The organism is Spirillospora sp. NPDC049652 (assembly GCF_040675125.1).
In the GTDB taxonomy this organism is placed as follows: Bacteria; Actinomycetota; Actinomycetes; order Streptosporangiales; family Streptosporangiaceae; genus Spirillospora.
Genome location: NZ_JBFAOF010000236.1, coordinates 1 through 8,884, shown reverse-complemented (window position 1 = coordinate 8,884; position 8,884 = coordinate 1). Strand labels below are relative to the sequence as shown.

Here is an 8,884-nt window from a genome sequence, read left to right as displayed (position 1 = left end):
CGGGCGGGGCCGGGTTCGGGCCGTCCGGTCCGGCGGCGCCCGCGTCCCGGGTCGCGCCGGGCGCGCCGAAGGGCTGGCCCGCCTGGGGCTTCACGCACACGCAGGTCAGCCTGGACGCGCGGCACAGCCCGGCGCGGGCGCTCGGCGACCTCTCCCGGCAGGCGATGCCGCAGGTCACGCCCATCATGGGGTGGGGGCTGGACAATCCGGAGCCGAGTCCCGGCGAGTACGACTGGGCGTCGCTCGACCACCGGATGGACGTCATCCGCGAGACCCGGGGCACGCCGGTGATCACGTTGTGCTGCTCGCCCGACTGGATGAAGGGCGGCCCGCAGGGCGAGACCGACTGGACGCATCTGGAGGACGCCGTCGACCCGCGGCACTTCGACGACTTCGCGAGCCTCGCCGCCAAGGTCGCGCAGCGCTACCCGGACGTGAAGTACTACGCCGTCTGGAACGAGTTCAAGGGCTTCTGGAACAACGGCGCGAACCGCTGGGACTACGAGGGCTACACCCGGCTCTACAACAAGGTGTACGCGGCGCTGAAGAAGGTGAACCCCGAGCTCCGGGTCGGCGGCCCGTACATCGTCCTCAACAGCGACGCCCCGGGCCGGGGCGCAGGTCCGCCGTCGCGGCTGCGCGGCGCCTGGGGCAGCATGGACCAGCGCGGCCTGGACGCGGTCGAGTACTGGTCCCGGCACAAGGCGGGCGCGGACTTCCTCGCCGTGGACGGTTCGTCCCTCCCGCAGGAGAGGGCCGCCAAGGTCGACGAGTTCCAGGTGCTGGGCAAGTTCTCCGACACCACCAAGTGGCTGCGCGCGCTGGATCCGAAGCTGCCCGTGTGGTGGGCCGAGTGGTACGTCGAGCCGGAGGGCTCGGGCTGGTCGGACGAGCACCGGGGCGCGGTGCTGACGGCCGCGATGATGGAGTTCGTCAAGGGCGGGGCGTCCAGCGCGTACTACTGGAGCCCGCAGACGGCCGCGGCCGCGGACTGCCCCGGCTGCCTCTGGTTCGGCCCGGCGCGCGGCGGAGGCGGAACGCCGAACCTGGCCATGTTGCAGAACTTCGCCCGCTGGTTCCCGCCGGAGACGAGACTCGTGGACGTGCGGTCGTCCGACCCGTCCGTCCGGGTGCTGGCGCAGCCGCGCCAGATGGTCGTCGTGAACACCCGGAACCGGCCGGTGTCGGCCGAGGTGGACGGCTGCGACCTCGCCCTGGCCCCCTACGAGGTCAGGTGGACGAGCCGGTGACCCGGTCCAGCGCAGAAGGGAACGTGATGACGCTCGCCGCCGGGATCGACCTGGTCGACATCCGGTTCTGGGACCGTCCGCCCGAGGAGCGGCTCGCCGACTTCGCGCGCCTGCGCGAACGCGGCGCGCCGGTGTACTTCGCCGAGCCGCGCGTCCCGTTCGTGCGGTCGGGGAAGGGCTTCTACGCGCTCGTCCGGCACGCGGACGTGGTGGCGGCCAGCCGGAACGCCAAGGTGTTCTCCAGCGAGCCGGCCGCGACGTCGCCGGAGCCCCCGCCGTGGCTGTCGAAGGTGTTCGGCACGCCGATGGTGAACATGGACGACCCGGCGCACGCGCGGTTGCGGCGCATCGTGTTCCGCGCGTTCACGCCGAAGATGCTGGCGAAGATCGAGGACGACGTCCGGGCGACGGCGGCGCGCATCGTCGACGACGTCCGCCGGGACGGGCCGGGCGACTTCGTCGGGCAGGTCGCGGCGCGGCTGCCGATCACCGTGATCTGCTCGATGATGGGCATACCGGAGGAGACCCGCCCGTACGTGCTGTCGCGGATCGACGCGATGACCGCGTACTCCGGCGTCCGGGGGTCGCTGGCGAGCCCGCGCGCGATGCGGCTGCTGGCGGGGAACCTCAAGGCGATCGTGGACCTGCACCGGCTCGTCGCGCGCCTGGGCGAGGCGCGCCGGGAGCACCCCTCGGACGACCTGGTGTCGGCGCTCGTCAACGCCAACCCGGACGGCGAGCGCCTGTCGGTGAAGGAGCTCGGCTCGTTCTTCGACCTGCTGCTCGTGGCGGGCAACGAGACCACGCGGAACGCGCTCGCGCACGGCCTGAGACTGTTCACCGACCATCCGGACCAGCGCGAACTGCTGCTGTCCCGGTACGACGAGCGGATCGGCGCGGCGATCGAGGAGGTCGTCCGGCACGCGTCCCCGATCATCCAGTTCCGCCGGACGGTCACCACCGACCACGAGCTGGACGGGCATCCGCTGAGGGCGGGCGACAAGGTGGTGCTGTTCTACCCGGCCGCCAACCGCGACCCGGAGGCGTTCGCCGACCCGGACGCCTTCGACATCACCCGCTCCCCCAACCCGCACGTGGGTTTCGGCGGCCCGGGGCCGCACCTGTGCCTCGGGGCGAACCTCGCGCGCATGGAGCTGCGGATCATGTTCCAGGAGCTGTTCGGCAGGCTGCCCGGCCTGCGGGCCTGCGCGGAGCCCGAATACCTGCTCTCCAGCTTCGACAACGGCATCACCCGTCTCCCCTTCACCTGGGACCGCCCGTAGGCGGGCCGGACCCAGGTGAGACGGGGTGTGACCGGATGACGCCGGATTCCGCGTGAGACCGGCGAATCTCGGGGCATGGCTAGGGAGGCCCCCAGCCCCCATCGCCCCCACCCCCGGGAGGAGTGCCGATGTCTCGAGTGACCCGCGCGGAGATCGACCGGCTCGTCGGAGGCGAACACCACGATCCGCACTCCGTCCTCGGAGCGCACCCCGGACGGTCCGGCGTGACGGTCCGGGCGCTGCGCCCGCTCGCCGAACGGGTCGAGGTGGTGCTGCCGAACGGCGACCGCAAGCGGCTGCGGCACTACCACGGGGGCGTGTTCACCGGCACGCTGCCGCCCGGGGCGTCGCTGTCCGGGCCGTCCGACGCGTCCGGTGAGCCCGGCGCGCCGCAGGCGGTGCCCGACTACCGGCTCGCGGTGACCTACCCCGGCGGCCCCGAGGTCGTCCAGGACGACCCCTACCGCCATCTCCCCACGCTCGGGGAGCTGGACCTGCACCTCATCAGCGAGGGCCGCCACGAGGAGCTGTGGCGGGCGCTCGGCGCGCGGGTCCGGACCTACGACTCGGCGTTCGGCCCCGTCACCGGGACGGCGTTCGCGGTGTGGGCGCCCACGGCGCGCGGCGTGCGCGTCGTCGGCGACTTCAACCACTGGGACGGGCGCGCCCACCCGATGCGGTCGCTCGGCTCCACCGGCGTGTGGGAGCTGTTCGTCCCGGACGTCGGCGACGGCGACACCTACAAGTTCGAGATCCTCGGCGCGGACCGGGTGTGGCGCACCAAGGCCGACCCGATGGCGGCGTACACCGAGACGCCTCCGGCGACGGCGTCGCGGGTGTTCACCTCGTCCTACGAGTGGTCGGACGGCGACTGGATGGACCGCCGCAAGGGCCGCCAGTGGCAGAACGAGCCGATGAGCGTCTACGAGGTGCACCTGGGGTCGTGGCGTCCCGGCCTGAGCTACCACCAGCTCGCGGACGAGCTGACCGCCTACGTCCGGGACATGGGCTTCACGCACGTGGAGTTCCTGCCGGTCGCCGAGCACCCGTACGGGCCGTCCTGGGGCTACCAGGTCACGTCCTACTACGCCCCGACCTCCCGCTTCGGGACGCCGGACGACTTCCGCCACCTGGTGGACCGGCTGCACCAGGCGGGCATCGGCGTCATCATCGACTGGGTTCCCGCGCACTTCCCCAAGGACGAGTGGGCGCTCGCGCGCTTCGACGGGACGCCCCTCTACGAGCACGCCGATCCGGGCAGGGGCGAGCATCCCGACTGGGGCACGTACGTCTTCGACTTCGGCCGCGCGGAGGTGCGCAACTTCCTGGTGGCGAACGCGTGCTACTGGCTGGAGGAGTTCCACGTGGACGGTCTCCGCGTGGACGCCGTCGCCTCCATGCTCTACCTCGACTACTCCCGCAAGGACGGCGAGTGGTCGCCCAACGTCTACGGCGGCCGGGAGAACCTGGAGGCGATCGCGTTCCTCCAGGAGATGAACGCGACGGCCTACAAGCGGAACCCCGGGATCGTCACGATCGCCGAGGAGTCCACCGCGTGGCCGGGCGTGTCGCGCCCCACCCACCTGGGCGGCCTTGGGTTCGGCTTCAAGTGGAACATGGGCTGGATGCACGACACGCTCAACTACTTCAAGCACGACCCGGTCTTCCGGAACTACCACCACAACGAGATCACCTTCTCGCTGGTGTACGCGTTCTCGGAGAACTACGTCCTGCCGCTGTCGCATGACGAGGTCGTGCACCTGAAGGGGTCGCTGCTGGAGAAGATGCCCGGCGACACCTGGAAGAAGTTCGCGGGCCTGCGGACGCTGCTGGCCTACATGTGGTCGCACCCCGGGAAGCAGCTGCTGTTCATGGGCGGGGAGTTCGGCCAGGGCGCCGAGTGGAACGAGAGCCGCGCCCTGGACTGGTGGCTCCTGGAGAACGCGGCGGAGGGCGCGAACCACATCGGCGTGCAGAAGCTGGTGCGCGACCTGAACCACGCCTACCGCGAGGTGCCCGCGCTGTGGGCGTGCGACACGTCCCCTGACGGCTTCCAGTGGATCGACGCGAACGACGCGGCGGGCAACGTCCTGTCGTTCGTCCGGTACGCCGAGGACGGGACGCCGCTGGCCTGCGTCGTGAACTTCTCCGGCGACGTCCACGAGGACTACCGGGTCGGGCTGCCGCGTTCCGGCGGCTGGCGGGAGCTGATCAACACGGACGCGTACGAGTACGGCGGCAGCGGCGTCGGCAACATGGGACGCGTCGAGGCGCGGGACGAGGCGTTCCACGCGATGCCCGCCTCGGCCCGGATGCGCGTCCCGCCGCTCGGCGTCGTCTGGCTCGTCCCCGAGCTGAACCAGGACCCGGCTGCGCCCAAGGGGGACGCGGAGGCGGATGCGGTGATCGCGTCGGTCGCGGCGGATCTGGCGGCGGATGCGGGCGGGAAAGCCGGGGACGTGAATACAGTGGCGGAATGACCGCTGCTCAGATCCTCGGCATCGTCCCGAACCGGTTCGTCCTGGAGCATCTGCCCAACTCGGTGTTCCCCGAGGACGACGAGTGGGTCGCCCTCGTGCGCGCGCCCGAAGGGCTGACGGTGCTGCGTGAGGCCCCGCCCCACGTGGAGGCCGAGCGCTGGGTGGGTTTCTACGGCGGGGCCACCGCGCACTCGCTGGACACGCCCGGCATGCTCGCGGCCCTCGTGAACCCGTTGGCCGAGGCCCGCATCTCGGTGTTCGTCGCGTCCACGTACCACGCGGACCTCGTCCTGGTGCCCGAGTACAAGCTCGACGCCGCGAAGGCCGCGCTCCAGGAGGCCGGGCACCGGATCGAGGCGTGACCGGCCGGCGGTTCCGGCCGGCGACGGTCGCGGGCGTCAGGGGCGCAGGCGGTCCAGGAGCCAGCGGGGGCCGGCGACGGCTCCGCCGGCCTCGGCCACGCGGGACTTGAGTTCGCGGTCGGCGGTGATGACCAGCGGTTTCACGTCCGGTTCAGCCCCCGCGACCAGCTCGACGATGTGGTCGTCGCCGCTGCGCGGAGCCGCGCTGACCTCCACCGGCCCCGCCGACGGGACGTCGCGCGCCGCCCCCTCCACCACCTGGACGACGTCGGGATAGATGGTGTCGAACGGCACCACGCCGCCGGGGAGCCCGGCCACGCCGCCCGCGAGGACGGCGAGGTCGTCGCGCAGCCGGGCGTTGGCCCCGGCGCGGTCGCGCCACCAGCCGTGCTCGGCGCGGGCGCCCACGACGTTCGCGGCGTCCACGATCAGGACGACCCGGAACAGGGCCTCCCGCAGCACCGGCCAGCTCCCGGCGAAGGGCGGGAAGAGCTTGAGGGAGTCGACCTCGTCCACCGGCACCCAGGCGGCGCGCCGGGTCTCGAACGAGGCGCCCTTCACGTCGGCCATCTCGGGGACGGACCCGACGACCGACGTGAAGGACCAGCTTCCGTGGTCCTCGGTGCGGGTCCCGACGAGGCGGACGCCGGACGCGTCGAACGTGCTCTCCTCGCCCGTCTCGCGGATGGCGCCCGTCACCGGGTCCTCGTGGCTGTGGTTGGCGCCGCCGAACATGCCCCAGGTGCCGCCGCCGCTCCCCCACGACGCGCGCTGCTGCAGCAGCACGCGGACCACGCCGTCCCGGCCCCGGTGGTAAGGGAGCAGGCCGGACGCGCCGTACCGCCCCCAGTGCTTGTGCCCCTGATCGCAGCGCGCCCAGCCGTCCCCGTCTCCCATGTCCGCGACCTTAGCCGTGAGCAAGTGCACAGTGCCCGCACCGTAAGGTCCGAATAGCCTTCGGGGTATCCGGCCGCCCCCGGCCGGTCCGCGCCGGCCGCCCGGCCGCGCGCCCGTCCGTCAGGGAGCGGTGTTGAGTCTCGATATCCGGAACGTCCAGGCCGAACACGCCCGCATGTGGGACGAGCTGTCGGGAGCCGAGCTGATCCAGGCGATCGCGGACGGCCGGTTCCCGAACGTCTCCAGCGTGGACGAGCACATCGGCCAGCGCTTCACCGCCGCCGAGCCCGGCCGGATCGAGCTCGGCTGGGAACCCGGCGAACGGCTCTGCAACCCCGGCGGCATCGTGCACGGCGGCTACGTCGCGATGATCCTCGACAACGCGTGCTGCCTGGCGGGCGCGTCCACCTGCGAGCACTTCATGCCGATGCTGACGCTCAACCTGAACGTGGACTACCTGCGGCCCGTCCAGACGGGGCGGACCTACACGGTGACCGGGACGTGCGTGCACCCGGGCCGCACCCGCATGGTCTCCAACGCCGTGATCACCGACTCCGACGGCCGCGTCATCGCGCAGGCGAGCGCGTCCGTCCTCCCGAACCAGGCGTTCGCCCGCTGAACCCTCGCTGAACTCCCGCCAAGCCCCGGGCTCCCACCGCTGACCCGCCCGCGCCAGGGCCGCGGGGTCCCGTCCGGGGGGCGGACGGGTTGCATAAGGTGGGGCCATGGTAGATCCCGGCAACGTTGTCAAGGTCGTCCGGCAGGCGCGCGAACGCCGCACCGCTCCCCTGGTCCTGGAACTGGACCTGACCGACGGGATCGTGGAGACCCCGCCCGGCGATCCGCTGGCGATGTTCCTCGCCATGCGCCGCACGCACCTGCGGGACGTCCTGGACGGCCTGCGCCGCGCGCGCTCGGACGCCAGGGTCAAGGCGCTGGTGGTGAAGGTGACCGGCGGGACCGGGCTGGCGCTCGTCCAGGAGGTCCGGGAGGCGGTCGCCGCGCTGCGCGAGGCCGGGAAGTACACCGTGGCGTGGGCCGAGACCTTCGGCGAGGGCGGGCGCGGCACCGTGCCCTACTACCTGGCGTCCGCGTTCGACCGGGTGTACCTGCAGCCGACCGGGGAGGTCGGGCTGACGGGCGTGGCGCTGGAGGAGCCGTTCTTCGCCGGCGCGCTGGAGAAGGCGGGCGTCCAGCCGCGGTTCGCCAAGCGCCACGAGTACAAGACGATGGCGAACACCTTCATGGAGAAGGGGTACACGCCCGAGCACGAGGAGTCGTCCAGGCGGCTCGTCGAGTCGCTCGGCGAGCAGCTCGCGAAGGGCATCGCGGAGGCGCGCGGGCTGACCGTGGAGCGCGTCCGCGAGCTGACCGACAGGGGCCCGCTGCTGGCGGACGAGGCGCTGGAGGCCGGGCTGGTCGACGAGCTCGGCTACCGCGACCAGGTCTACGCCCACCTGAAGGCGAAGGCGGGCGAGGACGCGCAGCTCAGGTACGTCGCGCGGTACAACCGGACGCACGGCCTGGCCAAGCGCATCCCGCAGCCCGGACGCCAGGACGGCATCGCGCTGATCAACGGGCACGGGCAGATCCGGCTCGGCCGCAGCGGACGCGGCGGCCCGCTGCCGGGGCAGAGCGTCGCGATGGGCTCGGACACGGTCGGCGCGGCGTTCCGCGCGGCGGTGAAGGACGACAAGGTCAAGGCGATCGTGTTCCGGGTGAACAGCCCGGGCGGGTCGGCGGTGGCGTCCGACGCGATCTGGCGCGAGGTCGTGCTCGCGCGCGAGGCGGGCAAGCCGGTGGTCGTCTCGATGGGCGACGTCGCGGCGTCCGGCGGCTACTACGTCGCGATGGCCGCCGACACGATCGTGGCGCAGCCCGGCACGATCACCGGCTCGATCGGCGTGGTCGTCGGGAAGGCCGTGCTGAACGGCCTGCTAGACCGGGTCGGGATCGGCCTCGGCGCGGTCGAGGACGGCGCGCACGCCCGCATGTTCAGCGCGACCAAGGACTTCAGCGACTCGGAGTGGGAGCGGATCAACGCCTCGCTCGACAAGATCTACGCCGACTTCACCCGGAAGGCCGCCGAGGGCCGCGGGATGACCCGCGAGCGCGTCCACGAGCTGGCCCGCGGCCGGGTCTGGACGGGCGCGGACGCCCGGGAGAACGGCCTGGTGGACGAGCTGGGCGGCCTGGACCTGGCGTTCGACCTGGCGCGGAAGAAGGCCGGGCTCGCGGCGGACGCCCCGGTCCGAACGTATCCGCACACCTCGCCGCTGGAGCGGCTGCGGCCGCCGGAGTCCAGCGAGGACCGCACCGCCGCGTCCGCGCGGTTCGAAGGCTGGGGCTCGCTCGGCGGGATCGCCGCCCGGCTCGGCCTGCCCGCCGCCGGGCCGCTCACCCTCCCCGGGTCCTGGGAGATCCGCTGAACGAGACGGAGTTCACCGAGGCCGTCGCGGGGTTCGCGACGGGGGTCGTGGTGCTGACCGTCCGGGACGGCCGGGACGACCTCGGCACCACGGTCACCTCGTTCATGTCGGTGTCGCTGGAGCCGCCGATGGTCCTCGCCGGGGTGGCGTCGGACGGCTACCTCGCCGAGGTGCTGCGGCGCC

At 72.5% G+C, this 8,884-nt stretch carries 8 protein-coding genes; 7 read left to right on the top strand and 1 reads right to left on the bottom strand.

Features of this window, described 5'->3' with window-relative positions; translation table 11 throughout:
• The 4 genes from AB0J52_RS17355 to AB0J52_RS17340 all read left to right on the top strand — a co-directional run.
• Window positions 1–1,250: GH39 family glycosyl hydrolase (locus tag AB0J52_RS17355; protein ID WP_500182597.1), on the top strand; the 1,250-nt coding region annotated here is incomplete at its 5' end.
• 26 nt (window positions 1,251–1,276) lie between these two features.
• Window positions 1,277–2,533, top strand: a complete 1,257-nt coding sequence (locus AB0J52_RS17350) for a cytochrome P450 (protein ID WP_500182599.1) — start codon at window positions 1,277–1,279, stop codon at window positions 2,531–2,533.
• Window positions 2,534–2,661: 128 nt separating this feature from the next.
• Window positions 2,662–5,013 carry a 1,4-alpha-glucan branching protein GlgB gene (gene glgB, locus AB0J52_RS17345; RefSeq protein WP_500182596.1) on the top strand — a complete coding sequence of 784 codons (2,352 nt, stop codon included), beginning with the start codon at window positions 2,662–2,664 and terminating at the stop codon, window positions 5,011–5,013.
• Window positions 5,010–5,375, top strand: coding sequence for an ACT domain-containing protein (locus AB0J52_RS17340; protein WP_500182595.1), 366 nt, complete (start codon window positions 5,010–5,012; stop codon window positions 5,373–5,375). The genes glgB and AB0J52_RS17340 overlap by 4 nt, the downstream gene beginning before the upstream one ends.
• A gap of 36 nt (window positions 5,376–5,411) precedes the next feature.
• Here the strand turns inward: AB0J52_RS17340 and AB0J52_RS17335 are convergent, their stop codons facing one another.
• A complete protein-coding gene (locus tag AB0J52_RS17335) occupies window positions 5,412–6,272 on the bottom strand; it encodes an NUDIX domain-containing protein (protein ID WP_500182594.1) in 861 nt (286 codons plus the stop codon).
• Window positions 6,273–6,405: 133 nt separating this feature from the next.
• Here AB0J52_RS17335 and AB0J52_RS17330 point away from each other — a divergent pair, with 133 nt between their 5' ends.
• The 3 genes from AB0J52_RS17330 to AB0J52_RS17320 form a co-directional block, all read left to right on the top strand.
• Complete coding sequence (locus AB0J52_RS17330) at window positions 6,406–6,891, top strand: PaaI family thioesterase (protein ID WP_500182593.1); 486 nt, start codon at window positions 6,406–6,408, stop codon at window positions 6,889–6,891.
• 106 nt (window positions 6,892–6,997) lie between these two features.
• Window positions 6,998–8,701, top strand: a complete 1,704-nt coding sequence (gene sppA / locus AB0J52_RS17325; protein WP_500182592.1) for a signal peptide peptidase SppA — start codon at window positions 6,998–7,000, stop codon at window positions 8,699–8,701.
• On the top strand, window positions 8,614–8,884 hold a 271-nt coding region (locus tag AB0J52_RS17320; RefSeq protein WP_500182598.1), incomplete at its 3' end, for a flavin reductase. The genes sppA and AB0J52_RS17320, both read left to right, overlap by 88 nt.

Coding starts and splice junctions, on each gene's coding strand:
- AB0J52_RS17350 (WP_500182599.1), top strand. CDS start 1,277: ATGACGCTCGCCGCCGGGATCGACCTGGTCGACATCCGGTTCTGGGAC.
- glgB (WP_500182596.1), top strand. CDS start 2,662: ATGTCTCGAGTGACCCGCGCGGAGATCGACCGGCTCGTCGGAGGCGAA.
- AB0J52_RS17340 (WP_500182595.1), top strand. CDS start 5,010: ATGACCGCTGCTCAGATCCTCGGCATCGTCCCGAACCGGTTCGTCCTG.
- AB0J52_RS17335 (WP_500182594.1), bottom strand. CDS start 6,272: ATGGGAGACGGGGACGGCTGGGCGCGCTGCGATCAGGGGCACAAGCAC.
- sppA (WP_500182592.1), top strand. CDS start 6,998: ATGGTAGATCCCGGCAACGTTGTCAAGGTCGTCCGGCAGGCGCGCGAA.